The sequence below is a fragment of the Inquilinus limosus genome (assembly GCF_051487185.1).
In the GTDB taxonomy this organism is placed as follows: Bacteria; Pseudomonadota; Alphaproteobacteria; order DSM-16000; family Inquilinaceae; genus Inquilinus; species Inquilinus limosus_F.
On the sequence record NZ_JAHVDK010000027.1, the window covers coordinates 62,854 to 82,337 of the forward strand.

A 19,484-nucleotide genomic window follows, 5' to 3' on the forward strand; every position below is an offset into this window, starting at 1 on the left:
GTCGTTCCGGCTTGTGCCAATTGCTGCAATCCTTATAACGTCAAATAAAAGACATGACGGCTTGAGCGAATTGATGGATATGGTAAATTTATTTGATCGTGTTCCGGACAGGATATTTCGGCCGGTAGCTGCTTCGAATCGCCGATTTTACGCGGCGCTTCTGCTTCATCTCTATGAACATACGTTCGGTGCAGTCGGAGATACTCCGCGCCGAGTGGATGTCATTGCCGAGATTGGCGACTTCATCGAGCGCTATAGCGTGACGAACGGTCCTCTGGAGGAGGATCCCGAGATTACGGCCGAGCAGCGGCGCGCTGCCTCGCGCGAGGCGAAGGGACAGGACCTGCGCCGGTACTTCGCCTTTGCGTATCTGGTCGACTCCGGCTGGCTGGTCGAGATGCGCGACCGGTTTCGCAAGCTGGTCGACCTCGCTCCGGAAGGCCGGCTTCTGCTGCGGGAATTCCAGAAGATCGTTTCCGGCGATACGCGCTCCTACGGCGGGGCCGTCCTGAACGTCCTGGGCAGCCTGGAGACCGCCGTTGCCAATCCCGAGGACCGCTCCGAAGGAATTCGGAACGCTTGGCAATTTTCCCTCGATTTCTCCCACCACCTGCGGACGCTCGCGGCCCAGATGCGGCGCGTCGAGGAGCACGTTCTGTCGCAAGATGGCCTGCGCAGCCTGTTCCGGGCCTTCTTCGAAGACTTCGTCTCGAAGTACCTGATCGAGGATTACAAGACCCTCTATACCAAGAACAACCCGTTTCGCTTTCGCTATAACATCCTTGAGCGGGTTCGCCTGATTGAAGGCGATCCGCTGCTGCTGACCCGGCTGGCGCGGGCCTATGTCCGGGAGGGACGGGGCTCAGTCGAAGCCGTCGCCGAGCAGACGATTTTGCACGAGCTGCAGGAGATCTACCGCGTCTTCGACAGCATCGACCGGCAGCTCGACGTCATCACCGAAACGCAGCTCCGGATCGAGCGCAAGATCCAGACGATTGTCCGCTATATGGATCGGCATGACGGGGGCGCGATCGAGCGGGCCACCCAGGCCCTGCAGAAGCTCGGCGGCGCCGGCATCGATTCGGCAACCGAGATCCCGATCGATCCGCACCTTTTCATCCTGGAGCCGTTGCTGGGGGGCGACATCCTCTACACGCAACGCGCTCCGAAACGGGCCATCGGCCGCTCCCGCCTTCGCGAGGTGCCGATCGACCCGGCCCTGCAGGCCTTCCACCGGGCCAAGCTCGACTACGCCAAGCGGGTGGCGGTCTCACCCAAGAGGATCCACGATTTCCTGGTCCGAGTCTTGGAGGGGCGCACGGCCATCCGTGGCAGCGAGATCCCCGTGGAGGGAGTCGACGATTTCGTAGTGTTCCAGCGGCTGCGCGACGTCCCGTTCATGTTCGACGGGCTCCTGGCCCGCGAGTTCCAAGTGACGCTGCTGGAGCGGCGCGCCGCCAACGCGTGGCTGGATTTTCCCGATTTCGAGATCAAGCGTCTTGACCGCAGAGAAGCACGCCATGCTGGGTGAACTGAAGGAATTCCGCGACCTCGTCGAGCGGCGGGACGACTATCGGCCCGGACGGGGCATGCCGGAGCCGCCGACCGAAGAGGAAGTGACGCGCTGCATCCAGATTCTGATGTCGCGGCAGTGCATCTACCCGCATCAGCATCATTTGGCCCGGCCCTACAATATTATGGCAACCACGGAGTACCAGGGTTTCTTCCAGAAGTATTTTGCTGTCATGGGGCTCGAATTCTATTTCGACACACGGTCCCGCATGGTGGCCTTGCGGTTTCCCGGGGTGGAGAGGCGCCGGTACGACTGGCAGGCGAGCCGGCTGAAGCGGGACGAAACCCTGGTCTTGCTCGCCCTCAAGCTCGCCTATGAGGAGGGCTTCCGGGCCAACATCATGGGCGCTCGGGGTGAGGTCGAGATCACGACCAACGACCTGGTCGACAAGCTTGAGATGATCGCCCGTGTGACGCTCGAGGAAACCCGCCTGAACGACATTCTCGGTCTCCTCAAGCGCAAGGGCGTTCTCGAATTGGGAGAGCGCGATCCGGTGGAGCGCGTCTGTCCACTGACCATCCTGTCGGGCATCGAGGTCGCCGTACCGGAATCCTACGTCCAGCAGATCAGCGATTGGGTCGATCAACTGCCGGCGGCGGCGCCCGATCACTTGGAGCCCGGCGATGGCAAGGAACCAACCGACGACGAGGAGAGCGATCCTGTGAACCCCGGGGCTGTCGACTGATGTATCAACTCACGCGCATCAGCCTGATCAACTGGTATCTGGTCTCGGCGCGGGACGTCGAGATTCGCGACGCCACGGCGTTCATCGGCCCCACCGGGGCGGGCAAGACCTCGATCCTGGATGCAATCCAGACGGTGATCTGCGGCGGCAGCCATCGTCACGTGCACCCGAACGCCTCGGCGAGCGGCAAGTCGGACCGGAAGATCATCGACTATTGTCTCGGCTACCTGGTCCCCAAGGCGGATGGCGGCGAGCCGCAGCGAACCGACTGCGAGACCATTCTCGCTCTGACATTCAGCGAGGAGCGGCCCGATGGCACGCGTCACGACCTCGCTGTCGGGCTGGCTATGACGGCGCGTCAGGAGGAGTCGCGCGAAGTCGTCCTCACCCGCTTCATCGCGCCTGGGCACGCCTTCTCGGTCGAACACTGGAAGGATGTTGACGAGGAGGGCAGCTTCATCCGTCCCTGGGAGGAGATCGAGCGCGAGCTCAAGCGGATCTGCCCCGGGATGCGCCCCTATCGCCATGGTGCGGAACGCTTCGTTGCGGACATGCTCGCCGTAATGAGACCACGCGGCAAGCAGCCCGACGCCAGGCATGTCCTGCAGGCTTTCTCGAATGCGGTCACCTTCAAGCCGATTTTCGATCCGACGCAGTTCTGTCGCGCCTACATTCTCGAGCCGGATCCGCTGGAGGTCGACCGCGTCCGGGAGTCGATCGCCCGCTGGCGCGACATGGTGGAGACGATTCAGAAGATTGAGGAGAAGCTGAAGCGGCTCAGATCGGTGCGGCAGCGCTACGCCCAATGGGGCGATGCCCTCATCGGCCGGGCCGTCGATCTGTGGGGGCGCGGCTGCGCCCGGGTCGAGATCGACCGCCTCGGCTTGCGGAAGGCCGGCCGGGCCTTGGATGCCGCCAGGAGCCGTCGAGACCAGGAGGAAGCGCTGCAGAAGTCGCAGCGGCGTGCCCTGGAGGAGGCTGAGCTGGAGTTGAAGCAGAAGGAGGCGACACTCGCCGCGGCCGGCCTTCAGGAAAGGCTCGGCCGGATTGACCTCGAGCGGGAGCTGGCCCTGAAGGATCTGGTACCGCTCAAGACCGAGGCGGCCTCGGTGCGAGAGGCTCTGCAGCTTGTGGCCAATCTCCGTGAGGTGCGGCCCTTCATCTCCGCGTCGGCGTGGTCGATCGTCCAATCAGCGGGCGAGGCATTGGCTTGGCTCCAGGAGAAGCCGGGGCTGGAGTGGCTGCCGCGTTATGGCCGTGACGTTGCCGCGTGCCTCTCGAAGGTCGTCACGTTGGCCTTGCTGCCCGAGACGCTGGATCCCCAGATCGCGCATCATCTCGCGGAGCTCGGGCGTGTCCGGGAGCAGCGCGACGCTGCGCAGGACAACCTGGCTCGCCTGGCCTCGGGGGCCACGCCGTTGTCCCGGCACACCCAGGCCTTCCTCCGGTTGCTCGGCGAGGCCGGGATCGAGGCGACGCCGCTCTGCGATGTGGTCGAGATCACGGATGAGTCCTGGCAATTCGCCGTCGAGGCGTTGCTGGGGCTGGGCCGGGAGGCTCTGATCGTGGATCCGGCGCGAGTGGGCGAGGCGAACGAGCTGCTGTACCGGAATCGCAATCAGGCCGGGCTGCACAATTGCCGACTGGTGAAGACCACTCGAACGCATACCGTGCGCACCCAGGTGGAGCGTGATAGCTTGGCCGCCATTATCAGAAGCGACAATCCGCACGCGCTCGCCTATGTCGTGACCCATCTCGGCGGCTTCAAAATGGTGGAAAACGAGGTCGAGCTGGAGCGCGCCGACCGGGCGGTGATGCGCAACGGCAAGACCAGCTCCGGCCTGGCCTATTCCGTCCAGCGGGACCACACGCTGATCATCGGTCGCCGGGCGCGGGCGGAGTCAGCCGAGGCGCTGCAGCGCAGCTTCGACGAACTCGCCAGGCAGGTCGCCGATCTGACGCGAGACCTCAAGCTGCTACAAGGGGCACGCGGGATCGCCGTACGGTTGGCAAGCTTCAATATCGATGTCGACGAGATCGTCGATCGCTATGGCGAGATCCGGCGAAAGCTCGAGGAGCTGGACAGGCGCAAGCAGAGCGCGCTGTCGGAGGACGAGGCACGGCTCGTCGCCGAGATCGAAGCCCTCAAAGTAGACATCTCGGATCGCAAGGCCGAGCTCGAGCAGATCGATGGTGCCCTGAAGACGGCGATCCAGGAGGTCGGCCGCGCCGAGAGCGAGTACGGCTCAGCCCGCCGGGCGCTGAAATCCTCCGTCAGGGCCAAGCGGCAGGCAGCAGCGAACTTCGCGGATTCCGAGCTCGAGGTCGTTCTCGAATGGGCCGACGCTGAGACCCGGAGCGGCTTTCGAGGTGCCATCAATCCCTATCTGGCGCAGCGCCTGCAGTCCGCCGATGACGGCCGGAAGGCGATCGCGTTCTTCGAGGAGCAGCACCGGATCTGCGACGCCGCCCTTCACAGTATCGACGCCAGGATTGCCCGGCTGGCCACCTCGGCGCGCAGTGGATTTGATGAGTACCTCAAGGACTACGGGATCGAGCGGCCGATCACCGATCAGCAGCCGTTCACGGCCGACTACGCCTGGGTGGTGCGCTATCAGATCCGGCTCGAGCGGAACGAGCTCAGGGAGTACCGCGAACAGGCGGAGCGCGCCGAGAAGGAAATGTATTTCACCCTGAAGGAAGATCTTCTCGCCAAGCTGAACTCGAAATTCCAGAAGCTCGACATCCAGCTCCGGACGCTCAATCAGCAGCTGAAGCGCCATCGCTTCACCGGCCAGTTCTACAAGTTCCGGAAGAAGCCCGACCCGGCCTATGACCGGATCCGGCGCCTGGCGATGGAGGTCGGCAGCAATCCGGAGCAGGCCCAGGCGATTGTCGAGGGGCGCACGGCCGATCTGGCATTGCAGGCTGCGATGAGCGCGTTGAACGAATACCTGGAGCACACCGGCGGCAGCGGCCTGGAGGACTATCGAAACTATTTCACCTACGATCTGGTGATGTTCCCGCCCGAGGCGCAGGACGATGATTCTCCAGAAATCCAGGATGAGGACTTCAAGAGGAAAGGGCTGATTTCGCTCAGCGCGCGCGCCACGGTGGCGTCCGGCGGGGAAGGGGAGGCCCCGTTCTATGTCGCCATCGCCGCATCCCTGGCGCTCGCCTACTACCCTGGCGGCCACCCGGGCGCCACGCCCAGCGGGATGGGGCTGGTGCTGTTCGACGAAGCGTTCAAGAAGCTCGACATCCCGAACACCCAATCCCTGATCCGCTTCTTCAAGGATCTCGGCCTGCAGATCGTTCTCGCCGCACCCGAGGACAAGCGCCCGACCTTCACCGAAGTGCTGGATTGCATTGTGGCCGTGAACAAGGATCCGGTGCATCGGGTCGTGCACCTCGATTCAGAGTTCCCGACCCCCTATGCGCGGGAACAGATGGGCGCTATCAATCCCGAGCACATCGGAATCGAGGGCTATCGTCGCCGGCTGACCGAGGGCGTGGATGCCTAGTGAGGGGCTCGCTTTCGCCGATCATCTGCTGCATCGCCTGCTCAACCGGGTCGAGCTTCGGCCGGAGCGCAAGCAGCGCGTGATCGAGCGGCTGCCTGCCCGATCCTGGCTGTCGGAGGACCGGGACGATCTGCATGCACGCCTCCTGGCCGCCGAGGCGGAGGCCGCGATAAACCTCGAGTGGGGCCATGGGGCGAACCGTCATAATATCGACGCCGTGGTTCTCAAAGACCCGGACCGTCTCTATCGATTCCTCGATCGTATTCCGCTGGCGCTTCGTGTGGAGACAGTGGCCGCCGCGCTCCAGGACCGGCTCGCGGGCCAGCCGCAGCAATTGACCGTGGTGCTCGACAGGCTCGTCGAGAACTGGCGGGTGGGTCGGAATCTCGTCCGTGACTTGGGCTCCAATGATCCGGATACCGCGGTGAAGGTCTTCAAGTCCGCAGCCGTGTTGCTCTTACGATCCATGGAGGGAATGGATCTCCGGACGTTCTCGCGCCGGGCGACGGGAGACAGCAAGTTCCTGGAGAGGAACAAGGCCAAGATTGTCGACGTGCTGCGACAGGCCGAGGTCGTCCCCGACTATCTCGATGCCGACGAGGTTCTGGCCGTCCACGGCATCTTGAAATATCCGCAACCCTGCCTGCTGGCAGGAGCTCTGACGTACCGGGGGACGAAGTTGCCGGCAGAGCCGTTTCTCGGAATCGCACCGGAGATGGTCGATGGAGTAGGTGTCGCCTCGCAGCCGAGTTGGATCCTGACGATCGAGAACCTGGCGAGCTTCAATCGACAGGTCCGCGAGGCAGCCGACAGAGGGGTGGTCGTCTACACTGGCGGGTTTCCGAGCGACGCAGTCTTGCGATTTATCCTGAAGGTCGCTGAGACGGCCGATTGTCCGATCTTTCACTGGGGCGACATCGACGGGGGCGGGATCAAGATCGCCTATTGGCTGGAAACCGCCCTGGCGCGGGTTGGTCGCCGATTGGCACTGCACCTCATGAGTCCTGAGATCGCCCGCAGCCGCGGCGTGAAATGTGAGCCGGCGGCTCCGTTCAGGCATATTCCGGCCAATAGCATCATCATGCCGCTCGCAGAGTTTCTCGCCGGTCCAGATGCTCACCACCTCGAGCAGGAGGAATTGGATCCGGTAAGCCCTTTGCCGAAGGCTCAATGATGCTCCCGGGCCGGCCACGACGGCCGCCGGCGCGCACGGCGCGCATGCGATCCATATGTCCCGGCAACCCAGCGCAGGAGACCTCAAATGGCGCGCATCTTCATCTCCGGCTCGTCGACCGGGCTCGGCCTGATGGCCGGGCAGCTTCTGGCCGAGCAGGGGCATCGGGTCGTGCTGCACGCGCGCAGCGAAGCGCGGGCGGAGGACGCCAGACGGGAGCTGCCGAAAGCCGAAGCGGTCGTCATCGGCGACCTGGAGGCGATCGCCGGCGCCAGGAACGTGGCGGCGCAGGTCAACGCGCTCGGCCGTTTCGACGCGGTCATCCACAACGCCGCCGTCGGCTATCGCGAGGGCCACCGCGTTACCGCCGATGGGCTGCCGCACGTCTTCGCGATCAACACGCTCGCCGCCTATGTCCTGACCGCGCTGATCGAACGGCCGAAGCGGCTGGTCTATCTGAGCTCAGGCATGCACCAGCACGCCGACGCCCATCTGGACGATATCCTCTGGCGGAAGCGGCGCTGGAACGGGGCGGAGGCCTATGCTGAAAGCAAGCTGCACGACGTCCTGCTGGCCTTCGCCGTCGCCCGCCTGTGGCCCGAGGTGCTGTCGAATGCGGTGGAGCCCGGCTGGGTGCCGACGAATATGGGCGGGCCCGGCGCGCCCGACGACATCGAGCAGGCGCATCTGACCCAGGCCTGGCTCGCGGCGAGCGACGACCCGGCCGCGCGGACGACCGGCGGCTACTTCTATCATCTCAAGCCGCGCCGACCAAACCCGCAGGTCCAGGATGCCGTTCTTCAGGACGGGCTGCTCGACATCTGCCGGGAGATCTCGGGCGTCGTGATCTCATAAGCACGGCGATAGCCCATGCGGCCGCGGCGAGCGACGACGCTCTCATGGCCGCATGGGCTTGCGCTTCACTGCCATCCCAAAGCATTTGATTTATGAAATATATTTCAATGATTGAGATTTATTGACACCGTTCTCGGGACACCTCACCATCCATTGGGAATCGGATCTCGGCAGCAGCTGGCGCCGGGGTGGGCGCCCAGAAGGGCTGGCGGCACCTGCGAAGGCAGGGCCGGACGAGAAGATGGAGGGGGGAAGCCATGAACGCCTATCGATCGGCTCTGCTGGCCCTGAGCCTGATGGCCGGGGCCTTGTGTCAGACCGCATCCGCGCAGCCCGCCGACCCGCTTCCGCTCACGGGGCCGGGCCTGGGTAATCTTACCTACACCGACGCCGAGCTGTTCAAGGAGATCTCCGCGATCGACTGGAACGCTCCCAATCCCTACAGCGGGCCCAACATCGTCAACACGAACGGCATACCCGCCGTCAATTACACCTTTCCCGATGGCAGGACGTCGAAGCCCTTCGGCATCAATGTCGGGATCATGCACAAGGGCTATTTCCTCACCCAGTTCGCGCCGGACAGCGGCGGGGGACCCGGCGGCTTCCTGCTGTACGACGTCAGCGATCCCCGGAACATCAGAAAGGTGAAGGAGATCTACGAGCCGGCGGGGCGGACGAGCGAGTTCCGGGAGGCCCACGCCTTCGGCGTCTCGACCATCGGCGGCAAGGACTACATCGCCGTCCAGAGCGGCTACGGCGTGGAGTTCTGGGACTTCACCGATATCAACAACATCCAGCAGGTCGGCAAGCTGCGGCTGGCCAATGTGAACTTCGGCGACTACGAGAACGTCGCCTGGCAGCTGTGGTGGCAGGCGCCCTATCTCTATGTGGCGTCGGCGAGCCAGGGCATGTTCATCGTCGATGCGAGGGACCCGGCCAACCCCAGGCTGGCGGATCGCGGGAACGGCCGGCCCAACCCGGTGCCGCTGGGCGAGCTGGGCGGGTTCCGGATCGGCCCGGTCTTCGCGATGGGCAACCAGATGGTGCTGTCCTCGATGGAGACCACGTCGGGCTTCGCCACGCTGGACATCTCGGACCCGCTCAACCCGACCCTGGTCGGCGGCAAGGCGACCCTGCCGACGTACTACGCCACGTGTTTCGATGGCCGGAAGCTCTATACGTCGGGGCGGAACGCCAATGGCAGGATGGGCGGCTACGACCTCTCCGATCCGCGCCAGATCAAGATCGAGAACGAGGCCACGGCGATCGACGAGGGCCTCTATTGCGCCCTCCAGGACAATTTCCTGATCATGGGCGAACAGCGCAACATCACCAAGCTGGACGTGACCAACCCTGCGCAATATGTGCAGATCGGCAGATCCCCCGACGCCCTGAACAACCCGCAGGAGCAAGGCTACGTCTCGAATCCGCCGAACGGGAACACTGATCCGGATCTGGGGCAGGTGGCGCCCTTCGGCAACCTGATCTTCGTCGGCGGCGATCACGGCACGAACACGGCCTTCCGGCCTCACCAGAAGGCGCCGGACACGACGCCGCCGACGGTCCGGGCGGTCTCGCCGGCCAATGGGGCGCAGTTCCAGCGGGTGACGTCGCGCGTCGGCTTCGGGCTGAGCGACAGCATCCTGCCCGAGACGGTCAACAGCGCGACCTTCATCGTCCGGCCCAAGGGCGGGCAGCCGCTGGCGGGCACCTACAGCGTGCAGCTGGGCGTCATCAACTTCTCCCCCGCCGCGCCGCTGGCGCTCGACACCGAATACGAGGTGGTCCTGAAGGCGGGCGGGGTGAAGGACTACGCCGGCAACGCCCTGGCCGCAGACGTCGTCTCGACCTTCACCACCGGCAACCGGCCGGTCCCGAACTCCTATGTCAACCGGTGGCCGCTGGACGGCTCGCTGCAGGACGTGACGGGCGGCAATGACGGCGTCGCCTCCGCTGCCGACAGCTATGCCGAAGGCGGCCTGGATTTCTCGGCCAGGACCACCGGCGTGCAGCTCGAGAGCGACAGCATCGCCGACACCCTGGGCGGGTCGGCCACCGTCATCTTCCGCATCAAGACCACCCAGACCGGGACCAGCAACAACCCGTGGCAGGCCCCGGGCATCTTCGGGCGTGACCAGGCCGGCGGCACCAGCGACATCTTCTGGGGCTGGATCGACACCCAGGGGCACCTGAACCTGTCGGTGGGCAACAAGACCACCGCCAATCCCGGCACCCGATCCCCGGCGCCGATCAATGACGGGCAGTGGCATCAGGTGGCCATGACCCGGAATGCCGTGACGGGGGCGCAGGCGGTCTATGTGGATCTCGACAGGGCCACGTCGACCGGGACGGCGGGCGTGGTCGGGCTGACCGACAGGCTGCAGATGCTGGGCCAGATCCAGGGGAATCCCGTGGCCTTCAAGGGCATCCTGTCGGACGTCCGGGTCTTCAGCCGCGTCCTGTCCGAAGGCGAGGTGCTGGACATCTTCGATCTCCGGCCGAAGGTCCTGCCGCAGCAGAACGTCAACACGGTCGTGCGGATCGACCCGAGGGCGATCGGGCTGAGCGGGGAGAGATACATCTGGAACTTCGGGGATGGCAGCCCGCCGATCACGACCACGTCGGCCAGCCCGATCGTGCAGTACACCTATCAGACGCCGGGCAACTACACCGTCTCGGTGACGGTGGTCGCGGCCGACGGCACGCAGTCCCAGTATTCCTTCGTCCAGAGCGTGATCAACCCGGTCTCGGCGGTGGCGCCCACGGCCACCAGCAACATCGTCGGCAGGGGCAACGCGGTCTACGCCCTCGATCCCGACGCCGGGACCGTGGCGGCGATCGACGCCGCGACCCTGACCAAGAGTTGGCAGGTGGCGGTGGGGAAGGAGCCGAAGACGCTCGCCCTCGGGCCCGACGGCAAGCTCTGGGTCGCGGTGCAGGGCGATGACAAGCTGGTGCGGATCGACCCCTCGACGCGGGCCGTGACGTCCTTCCCGCTGGACTATGCCAGCGCGCCGTACGGCGTGGTGTTCACGCCCGACGGCACCAAGGGCCTGCTGACCCTGGCAGGCCGGTCGGCGCTGGTGGCCTTCAACCCGTCCACCGGCGCGATCACCGGCCGGGTCGCGCTGCCCGAGGGCAGTGACGCCCGCGGCATCGCCGTCAGCGCGGATTCGAAGACGGCCTATGTCACCCGCTTCCGGTCGCGGATGACGCAGGGCGAGCTGTACAAGGTGAATCTCGCCACCATGGGCGCCGCGACCGTGGTCGCGCTCCAGGTCGACCGGACGACGACGGCGACCGAGGCCTCGGCGCCCGGCATCCCCAACTATCTGAACCAGGTGGTGATCTCGCCCGACGGGCTGCGCGCCGTCCTGCCGTCGAAGAAGGACAACATCGTCGACGGGCGGTACCGGAACGGCATCGACCTGAAGGCCGACTCCACCGTGCGCTCGATCCTCTCCCAGGTCGATCTGGCGCGGGGGGCGGAGGTCTTCGCCGAGCAGATCGACTTCAACAACCGGTCGGCGGCCCGCGCCGCGCTCTTCGCCCCATCCGGCAACTACATCTTCGTGGCAGAGATCGAATCCAACGCCGTGGAGATCATCGATCCCTATCGGCGGGCGGTGGTCGGGTCGGTCTCCGGCGTCGGCCGGACGCCGCACGGGCTGTATCTGGACGCGTCGCGCAAGCTGCTCTTCGTCAACAACTTCCTCGACCGCAGCGTGACGGTCCACGACGTCAGCAAGGTGCTGACCGGAGAGGACTTCCAGACGCCCGCGCCCCGGACCATCGCCACGGTGGCGCAGGAGCCGCTGACCGCCAACGTGCTGGCCGGCAAGCGGATCTTCTACAACGCGGCCGATCCGCGGATGAGCAACGAAAGCTACATCTCCTGCGCCAGCTGCCATGTCGACGGCGACAGCGACGCCATGGTCTGGGACTTCACCCAGCGGGGCGAAGGGCTGCGCCGGACGATCTCGCTGCAGGGCCGGCAGGGGATCGGGTCGACCGGGGGCAAGCTGCACTGGACCGCGAATTTCGACGAGGTCCAGGATTTCGAGAACGACATCCGCAACGAGTTCGAGGGAGGCGGCTTCATGACCGACGCCGACTTCCAGCGGACCGCGAACACGCTGGGGCCGAAGAAGGCCGGGCTCAGCGCCGATCTCGACAACCTGGCGGCCTATGTGTCGTCGCTCGCGACCTTCCCGCGCAGCCCGTACCGGGACGCGCAGGGGTGCCTGACCGCAGAGGCCAGGAGGGGCCAGCAGGTCTTCAACCAGGGCAACTGCACCAGCTGCCACGGCAGCATGCCCACGGTGCAGGACAACCTGCGGCACGATGTTGGGACCGTCCAGGCGTCCTCCGGCACCGGGTCGGGCCAGCCGCTGGCCGGCATCGGCTTCGACACGCCGACCCTGCACGGCCTGTGGCAGTCGTCCTCGTACCTCCACAATGGCCAGGCGGCGACGCTGGCGGATGTGTTCCGCCCCAACCTCAGCGCCGTGCATGGCGGCAAGGTCGGCGCCGGCAATGTCGGGGCCCTGACCGCCTATCTGCGGTCGCTGGACGGGCAGAACGTGTGCACCGGGGTGGCCAGCCGCTAGGCCGCGCCACTCCTCCGGGCAGGCTGCGGTGGGGCAGCCTGTCCGGATCTGTTTTGATCAGGCCGGCAGGAAACGCCGCCGCTCCTCCTCGAAGCGGCGGGCGATGAACTGGCGGCACAGCGCCACCCGCCGCAGCCCGGCCGTGTCCGGATGCGACAGCATGAAGTAGCTGCGGCGGAACCCCACCTCCGGCAGGATCCGGACCAGTCCGGCCACGCCGGCGGCGGCGAAGTCGTGCAGGATGCCGATGCCGATCCCGGCCCGCACCGCCTCCATCTGCCCGGTGACGCTGGCGCAGCGGAAGCGCCGGGACGACCGGTCCTCCAGCGCCTTGGCGTAGTCGAGGGCCGGGGCGTAGGCGTAGTCCTCCACCCCGGTCACCACGACATGGCCCGCCAGCGCGTCCAGATCCGCCGGCGTGCCCGCCACCGCGAGATAATCGGCCGCGGCGTAGACGCCGAGGCTGTAGTCGGTCAGGCGCGATACGATCAACCGGCCTTCCACCGGCCGGTCCAGCCCGATCGCCAGGTCGGCCTCGCGCCGGGACAGGGAGAAGCTGCGGGGCAGGGGCACCAACTCGATTGTCAGGTTCGGGTATTGCCGGGCGAACCCGCCCAGCTCCCGCGCCAGGAAATGGTTGCCCAGGCCGTCCGGTGCGCCGATGCGCACCGTGCCCGCAACCTCCGCCTCGTCGCTGCGCAGCCCTTCCGCCGCGCCCAGCAGCGCCGTCTCGATGCCCTCGGCCACCGGCAGCAGCCGCTCGCCGGCCTGGGTCAGCACCGACCCGGCCGGCCGCCGGTCGAACAGCACCGTGCCCAGATCGGCCTCCAGCGCGTCCAGCCGGCGCGCCACGGTGGCGTGGTTCAGGCCCAGCTTGCGCGACGCGGCCAGCAGCTGGCCGTGCCGGGCGACCGCCAGGAAGACGCGCAGATGGTCCCAGTCCATGACTTGAATTCTCGCACAACGGTTGCTCGATCCTGTGCGTTGATGCGCGCCGGGTAAAGCGGGAAGAAGGATCCGGCAGCAGAGGAGGAGACGCATGCCCACCGAGATCCATCATTTCATCGGCGGCCGCCGGTTCCCGGGCGGCAGCGGGCGCACCGCCCCCGTCTTCAACCCGGCCACCGGCCAGCAGAGCGGCAGCGTCGCCCTGGCCTCGGCCGACGACGTCCGCGCCGCGGTCGCCGCCGCCCGCGAGGCGTTTCCCGGCTGGGCCGGCACTACGCCGCTGCGCCGCGCCCGCATCCTGAACCGGTTCCTGCGCATCGTGGAGGAGCGGACGGACGAGCTGGCCGCCGCCATCACCGCCGAGCACGGCAAGGTGCTGAGCGACGCCCGCGGCGAGGTCCAGCGCGGCATCGAGGTGGTGGAGTTCGCGACCGCCGCGCCGCAGCTGCTGAAGGGCGAGGTGACGGAGAATGTCGGCACCCGCGTCGACAGCCATTCGCTGCGCCAGCCGCTCGGCATCGTCGCCGGCATCACCCCGTTCAACTTCCCGGCCATGGTGCCGATGTGGATGTTCCCGGTGGCGCTGGCCTGCGGCAACTGCTTCATCCTGAAGCCGTCGGAGCGCGACCCCTCGGCCTCGCTGCTGCTCGCCGAATGGCTGAAGGAGGCCGGCCTGCCCGACGGTGTGTTCAACGTCGTGCACGGCGACAAGGAGGCGGTGGACGCGCTGCTGTTCGACCCCGACATCTCGGCGGTCAGCTTCGTCGGCTCCACCCCGATCGCGCGCTACATCTACGAGACCGCGGCGCGCACCGGTAAGCGCTGCCAGGCGCTGGGCGGCGCCAAGAACCACATGATCGTGATGCCGGACGCCGATCTCGACCAGGCGGTCGACGCGCTGATGGGCGCCGCCTACGGTTCGGCCGGCGAGCGCTGCATGGCGATCTCGGTCGCCGTGCCGATCGGCGAGAAGACCGCCGAGGCCCTGGTCGCGCGGCTGGAGCCGCGGGTCCGGGCGCTCGCCATCGGCCCCGGCACCGATCCGGAAGCCGAGATGGGGCCGCTGGTCACCCGCCAGCATCTCGACCGCGTGCGCGGTTACATCGACTCCGGTGTCGCCGAAGGGGCCAAGCTGGTGGTCGACGGGCGCGACTTCCGCCGCCAGGGCTATGAGGATGGCTATTTCATCGGCGGCACGCTGTTCGACCACGTGACCACCGACATGAAGATCTACCGCGAGGAGATCTTCGGCCCGGTCCTGTCGATCGCCCGCGCGCCGGACTATGAGACCGCGGCCGGCTGGATCAACCGGCACGAATTCGCCAACGGCACGGCGATCTTCACCCGCGACGGCGACGCCGCGCGTGAGTTCGCGCACCAGATCCAGGTCGGCATGATCGGCATCAACGTGCCGATCCCGGTGCCGATGGCCTTCCACTCCTTCGGCGGCTGGAAGTCGTCGCTGTTCGGTGACCACCACATGCACGGGCCGGAGGGCGTGCGCTTCTACACGCGGCTGAAGACCATCACCACCCGCTGGCCGACCGGCATCCGCGCCGGCGCCGATTTCGTGATGCCGACGATGAAGTAGCGTTCCGCCGGCGCGCACTTCGCGCGGGCCGGGAGACCGAGGGGCGTGCCATCCGGCGCGCCCCTCTTTTCGTTCTGGCATCCGGCAAATCGGCTGATGCCGTCGGGCCGGTCGTCCTTCGGTTGGCAGCAAACAACATACGGCGCGTATGCGTATTGACATACGGCGCGTATGTCCCGATATGCCGGCATACGGGACGTATGTGAATGCTCGTCCCGGTCAGCGGACCTAACCTTTGATGCCGGGCGATCGTCGCGACGGCCGGGCGGTCCTGCCTTGTCTGCACAGGAGTGAAGCGATGGCCAGACGCGATGCGATCTTCCCTGCCGGCCGGCAGGCGCTGTACGAGATCAACCGCTATTCGGCGGCGATCCGCTCGGGCGACCTTCTGTTCGTCTCGGGTCAGGTCGGCAGCCGCGAGGACGGGTCGCCCGAGCCGGACTTCGCCAAGCAGGTCCAGCTCGCCTTCGACAATCTCGCCGCCGTGCTGAAGGCCGCCGGCTGCACCTTCGACGACATCGTCGACGTGACCACCTTCCACACCGACCCGGCCAGGCAGTGGGAGACGATCGCCCCGATCCGGCTGAAGGCGATCGGTGAGCCGCCCTACCCGAACTGGACCGCGGTGGGCGTGAACTGGCTGGCGGGCTTCGACTTCGAGATCAAGGTCATCGCGCGCCTGCCTCAGCCCGCCTGATCGCCCATTCTCTATCGACCCCAAGGGGCGCGCCGGTTCCGCCGGCGCGCCCTTTTCTTTCCGGCCTTCCGACAAACCGCTTGACGCCGCCGGCAAACCCCGCTTTTCTCTATGCAATAAATTTCAGTCATTGAAATATACATCAACAACCGGTCGCGCAGGACGCCGCCGGAATCAGGGGAGGATGAGAGATGAAGACCTTACGTGCACGCTTCCTGGCGGGTGCCGCCCTGGCGATGGCCCTGTCCGGCGCGTCGATCGCCCCCGCTGCCGCGGCGGAGCCGTTCCGCTGCGAGCCGGGCGAGCTCTACGCCATGAACGTCATGGTGTCGGGCGTCGAGTACTGGTTCCCGGTCTATGAGATGTTCAAGCAGGCCGGCCAGCAGATGGGCTGCGAGACGATCTACACCGGCACGCCCGACTACGACGTCACCAAGCAGATCGCCAGCTTCGACCAGATCCTGGCCCGCCAGCCCAAGGGCATCCTGGTGCATCCGATGAACGCCGACCCGTTCATCGAGCCGATCAACCGCGCCATCGAGCAGGGCACGGCGATCGTGACCTTCGCCGCGGACTCGCCGCACTCCAACCGCACCGCCCACATCACCTCGAACAACGATCTCGAGGGCCGGGGCGCCGCCGACGCGGTGGCCGAGGCCATGGGCGGGAAGGGCGAATACGCCGTGCTCGAGAATCCGGGCCAGGACAACCACGACCGCCGCATCGCCGCCTTCATCGCCCGGATGGAGGAGAAGTGGCCGGACATGAAGCTGGTGGCCCGCGCCGCGTCGAACCAGGACCCGAACAAGGCCTATCAGGCGGTCCTGTCCATGGCCCAGGCCAACCCCAATCTCGGCGCGATCTTCATGCCGGAGGCGAACTCGGCTCTCGGCGCGGCCCAGGCCAGCGTCGAGCTCGGCGGCAAGATCAAGGTCATGACCGCCGACGTGAACGCCAAGATCCTCGACATGATCAAGGCCGGCCAGGTCTTCGGCTCGGTCAACCCGAACCAGGGCATGCAGGGCTATATGGGATTCATGGCGCTCTACTTGGCCGCGCATCCCGAGCTGATCGACCCGATGAACGACGCCAAGCGCAACGGCAAGAACCCGATGGCCATCCCCTATATCGACAACGGCTACGCCGTGGTGACGGCCGCCAATGCCGACGACTTCTACTGGGATGCGTATCTGAAGCGCCGCGGCACCAAGGGCATCGAAGAATAACCTCGCCGTCCATCCGCCGGCCGGGACCGCCCGGCCGGCCCGCCATCGCCGGCCCCGTCGGCGACCAGGGAAGCCCTATGTCCGAACCCCTGCTCTCCGTCCGCGACATCGCCAAGAGCTTCGGCCCGGTCCGCGCCCTGGCCGGCGTGCGGTTCGAGCTGCGCGCGGGCGAGGTGCACGCGCTGATGGGCGAGAACGGCGCCGGCAAGTCGACGCTGATGAACATCCTGGGCGGCGTGCACCAGCCCGACCGCGGCACGGTCAGCCTGGACGGCAGGCCGGTGCGGATCCCCAGCCCGGCCGCGGCGCAGGCGCTGGGCATCGGGCTGGTGCATCAGGAGATCGCGCTGTGCCCGGACGCGACCGTGGCCGAGAACATCTTCATGGCCGAGACCAACAGCCGGCGCGGCCTGTGGATGGACACCCGCGACCTGCGGCGGCGGGCCGAGGCGGTGCTGGCCGGCCTGCATCCGGTCCCCGTGGACGTCCGGGCCGGCGAGCTGCCGATCGCCAGCCAGCAGATCGTCGAGATCGCCAAGGCCCTGACCCTGAACTGCCGGGTACTGATCTTCGACGAGCCCACGGCGGCCCTGACCGAGGCCGAGGCGGAAGCGTTGTTCGCCATCATCCGGGACCTCAGGGCCCGCGGCATCGGCATCGTCTATATCAGCCACCGCATGGCGGAGATCTTCGCCATCGCCGACCGCATCACCGTATTCCGCGACGGCGCCTATGTCGACACACTGCAGACCGCGGCGACGACGCCGGAGCAGGTGGCGGCGAAGATGGTCGGCCGGCCGCTGCTGGACCTCTATCCGCCGCGCCGCGGTCCGGCGGCCGGCGGCCCGCTGCTGCGAGTCGAGGGGCTGTCGGACGGCGGCATCGTCCGCGACATCGGCTTCGAGGTCCGGCCCGGCGAGATCGTCGGCCTCGGCGGGCTGATCGGCTCCGGCCGCACCGAGACCGTGCAGGCGATCTGCGGCCTGGCCCGGCGCGCCTCCGGACGGATCACCTGCGACGGGGCCGAGGTGCCGCCGGATGATTATCCTGCGGCGATCCGGCAGGGGCTCGTCTATCTGAGCGAGGATCGCAAGGGCAACGGCATCTTCCTCGACCTGCCGATCGCCCAGAACATCTCGTCGCTCGACCTGCGGCTTGTGTCCGGCCCGGTCATGGTCAGCCGCCGGCGCGAGGCGGCGCTGGCCGAGGCGATGCGGCAACGGCTGGGCATTCGCTGCGCCAATGTCCAGCAGCCGGTAGCGACGCTCAGCGGCGGCAACCAGCAGAAGGTGGCGCTGGCCCGGCTGCTGGCGGTCAAGCCGCGCATCCTCTTCGTCGATGAGCCGACGCGCGGCGTCGATATCGGCGCCAAGGCGCAGATCTACGCCATCCTCCGCGAGCTCGCCGATCAGGGCGCCGGGATCGTTGCGATCTCGTCCGAGCTGCCGGAGCTGATCGGCATCAGCGACCGAATCCTGGTCCTGCACGAGGGCCGCCTGGCCGGCGAGCTCGGGCCGGACGAGATGTCGGAGGAGGCGATCATGCAGCTGGCCTCGGGCCTCGGGTATCTGCAGCCCAGCCAGGGCGCGATGCGCCGCACCGCCATGGGAGACATCAGATGAGCATGAGCACGGCCGCCGCGGCGCCGATGATGCGCGTCGTCCGGGTCCGCGAATTCGGCCTTCTGGCCATCATCGCGCTGCTGTTCGTGGCGATGAGCTTCGCTTCGCCCTATTTCCTGACCTGGTCGAACATGCGGGCGGTGCTGCTGTCCTTCTCGATCGAGGGGATCGTGGTCATCGGCATGACCATCCTCCTGATCGTCGGCGGCATCGACCTGTCGGTCGGGTCGGTGGTCTGCCTGTCGATGGTGATCGGCGGCACGCTGTTCCTGGCCGGGCTCGACCCCTGGTCGGCCAGCCTGATCGCGATCGCGGCCTGCGGGGCGATCGGCTTCCTGATGGGGCTCTGCGTCACCCGGATCGGGCTGCACTTCTTCATCGTGTCGCTGGCCTTCATGGTGGTGGCCCGCGGCCTCAGCCTGCTGCTGACCCAGGGCACGCCGCAGTCGCTGTTCTCGCTGCCGAAGGCGTTCAAGTTCGTCGGCCAGGGCAGCATCGGCGGCCTGCCCTTCGTGATCCTGATCTTCCTGGTGCTGATCGCCCTGTTCGACGTGCTGCTGCGCCGGTCGGTGCTGTTCCGGCGGGTCTACTACACCGGCAGCAACGAGAAGGCGGCCCGCTTCTCCGGCATCGACACCAAGCGCACCAAGATCATCTGCGCCACGCTGTGCAGTACGCTGGCCGGGATCGCGGGCGTGATCTACATGGCCCGTTTCGGCGCGGCCACCCCGCAATTCGGCATCGGCATGGAGCTCAGCGTGATCGCCGCGGCGGTGATCGGCGGCGCCAGCCTGAACGGCGGGTCCGGCACCATCGCCGGAGCGGTGCTCGGGGCGGCCCTGCTGTCGCTGGTCACCTCCTCGCTGATCCTGCTGAACGTGCCTGTGTACTGGCAGGACATCATCCGCGGCGCGATCCTGCTGGCGGCGGTGACGATCGATCACCTCCTCAACACGCACAAGGCCCGAGGCTGAGACAC

At 66.8% G+C, this 19,484-nt stretch carries 12 protein-coding genes; 11 read left to right on the forward strand and 1 reads right to left on the reverse strand.

Annotated elements, in window-relative coordinates; translation table 11 throughout:
• Nucleotides 1-79: 79 nt before the first annotated feature.
• The 6 genes from KXR53_RS26695 (at nucleotide 80) to KXR53_RS26720 (ending at nucleotide 12,421) form a co-directional block, all read left to right on the forward strand.
• Nucleotides 80-1,531, forward strand: coding sequence for a Wadjet anti-phage system protein JetA family protein (locus KXR53_RS26695; RefSeq protein WP_437378395.1), 1,452 nt, complete (start codon nucleotides 80-82; stop codon nucleotides 1,529-1,531).
• On the forward strand, nucleotides 1,521-2,258 hold the full coding sequence (locus KXR53_RS26700) for a DUF4194 domain-containing protein (RefSeq protein ID WP_437378344.1): 738 nt from the start codon (nucleotides 1,521-1,523) through the stop codon (nucleotides 2,256-2,258). Before KXR53_RS26695 ends, KXR53_RS26700 begins: the two co-directional genes overlap by 11 nt.
• Nucleotides 2,258-5,782, forward strand: a complete 3,525-nt coding sequence (locus KXR53_RS26705) for an SbcC/MukB-like Walker B domain-containing protein (RefSeq protein WP_437378345.1) — start codon at nucleotides 2,258-2,260, stop codon at nucleotides 5,780-5,782. Before KXR53_RS26700 ends, KXR53_RS26705 begins: the two co-directional genes overlap by 1 nt.
• A complete protein-coding gene (locus tag KXR53_RS26710) occupies nucleotides 5,775-6,956 on the forward strand; it encodes a Wadjet anti-phage system protein JetD domain-containing protein (RefSeq protein ID WP_437378346.1) in 1,182 nt (393 codons plus the stop codon). The genes KXR53_RS26705 and KXR53_RS26710 overlap by 8 nt, the downstream gene beginning before the upstream one ends.
• An 87-nt stretch (nucleotides 6,957-7,043) precedes the next feature.
• Nucleotides 7,044-7,811: an SDR family NAD(P)-dependent oxidoreductase gene (locus tag KXR53_RS26715; protein ID WP_437378347.1), complete on the forward strand. Its 768-nt coding sequence runs from the start codon at nucleotides 7,044-7,046 to the stop codon at nucleotides 7,809-7,811.
• 257 nt (nucleotides 7,812-8,068) lie between these two features.
• A complete protein-coding gene (locus tag KXR53_RS26720; protein WP_437378348.1) occupies nucleotides 8,069-12,421 on the forward strand; it encodes an Ig-like domain-containing protein in 4,353 nt (1,450 codons plus the stop codon).
• 57 nt (nucleotides 12,422-12,478) lie between these two features.
• Here the strand turns inward: KXR53_RS26720 and KXR53_RS26725 are convergent, their stop codons facing one another.
• A complete protein-coding gene (locus KXR53_RS26725) occupies nucleotides 12,479-13,366 on the reverse strand; it encodes a LysR family transcriptional regulator (protein ID WP_437378349.1) in 888 nt (295 codons plus the stop codon).
• 94 nt (nucleotides 13,367-13,460) lie between these two features.
• Between KXR53_RS26725 and KXR53_RS26730 the strand changes: the two genes are divergently transcribed.
• The 5 genes from KXR53_RS26730 to KXR53_RS26750 all read left to right on the forward strand — a co-directional run bounded on the left by KXR53_RS26730 (nucleotide 13,461) and on the right by KXR53_RS26750 (nucleotide 19,479).
• Nucleotides 13,461-14,960: a CoA-acylating methylmalonate-semialdehyde dehydrogenase gene (locus KXR53_RS26730; protein WP_437378350.1), complete on the forward strand. Its 1,500-nt coding sequence runs from the start codon at nucleotides 13,461-13,463 to the stop codon at nucleotides 14,958-14,960.
• Nucleotides 14,961-15,258: 298 nt separating this feature from the next.
• A complete protein-coding gene (locus KXR53_RS26735; RefSeq protein WP_437378351.1) occupies nucleotides 15,259-15,657 on the forward strand; it encodes a RidA family protein in 399 nt (132 codons plus the stop codon).
• A 191-nt stretch (nucleotides 15,658-15,848) separates the two neighbouring features.
• A complete protein-coding gene (locus KXR53_RS26740; protein ID WP_437378352.1) occupies nucleotides 15,849-16,883 on the forward strand; it encodes a substrate-binding domain-containing protein in 1,035 nt (344 codons plus the stop codon).
• A gap of 77 nt (nucleotides 16,884-16,960) precedes the next feature.
• Nucleotides 16,961-18,505, forward strand: coding sequence for a sugar ABC transporter ATP-binding protein (locus tag KXR53_RS26745; protein WP_437378353.1), 1,545 nt, complete (start codon nucleotides 16,961-16,963; stop codon nucleotides 18,503-18,505).
• Nucleotides 18,502-19,479 (forward strand): ABC transporter permease, encoded by a 978-nt coding sequence (locus KXR53_RS26750; protein WP_437378354.1) that lies wholly within the window; start codon nucleotides 18,502-18,504, stop codon nucleotides 19,477-19,479. The genes KXR53_RS26745 and KXR53_RS26750 overlap by 4 nt, the downstream gene beginning before the upstream one ends.
• Nucleotides 19,480-19,484: the final 5 nt, after the last annotated feature.

What these genes read in the sequence shown, in the direction of transcription:
- KXR53_RS26695 (WP_437378395.1), top strand. Translation starts at nt 80, where the DNA reads ATGGTAAATTTATTTGATCGTGTTCCGGACAGGATATTTCGGCCGGTA.
- KXR53_RS26700 (WP_437378344.1), top strand. Translation starts at nt 1,521, where the DNA reads ATGCTGGGTGAACTGAAGGAATTCCGCGACCTCGTCGAGCGGCGGGAC.
- KXR53_RS26705 (WP_437378345.1), top strand. Translation starts at nt 2,258, where the DNA reads ATGTATCAACTCACGCGCATCAGCCTGATCAACTGGTATCTGGTCTCG.
- KXR53_RS26710 (WP_437378346.1), top strand. Translation starts at nt 5,775, where the DNA reads ATGCCTAGTGAGGGGCTCGCTTTCGCCGATCATCTGCTGCATCGCCTG.
- KXR53_RS26715 (WP_437378347.1), top strand. Translation starts at nt 7,044, where the DNA reads ATGGCGCGCATCTTCATCTCCGGCTCGTCGACCGGGCTCGGCCTGATG.
- KXR53_RS26720 (WP_437378348.1), top strand. Translation starts at nt 8,069, where the DNA reads ATGAACGCCTATCGATCGGCTCTGCTGGCCCTGAGCCTGATGGCCGGG.
- KXR53_RS26725 (WP_437378349.1), bottom strand. Translation starts at nt 13,366, where the DNA reads ATGGACTGGGACCATCTGCGCGTCTTCCTGGCGGTCGCCCGGCACGGC.
- KXR53_RS26730 (WP_437378350.1), top strand. Translation starts at nt 13,461, where the DNA reads ATGCCCACCGAGATCCATCATTTCATCGGCGGCCGCCGGTTCCCGGGC.
- KXR53_RS26735 (WP_437378351.1), top strand. Translation starts at nt 15,259, where the DNA reads ATGGCCAGACGCGATGCGATCTTCCCTGCCGGCCGGCAGGCGCTGTAC.
- KXR53_RS26740 (WP_437378352.1), top strand. Translation starts at nt 15,849, where the DNA reads ATGAAGACCTTACGTGCACGCTTCCTGGCGGGTGCCGCCCTGGCGATG.
- KXR53_RS26745 (WP_437378353.1), top strand. Translation starts at nt 16,961, where the DNA reads ATGTCCGAACCCCTGCTCTCCGTCCGCGACATCGCCAAGAGCTTCGGC.
- KXR53_RS26750 (WP_437378354.1), top strand. Translation starts at nt 18,502, where the DNA reads ATGAGCATGAGCACGGCCGCCGCGGCGCCGATGATGCGCGTCGTCCGG.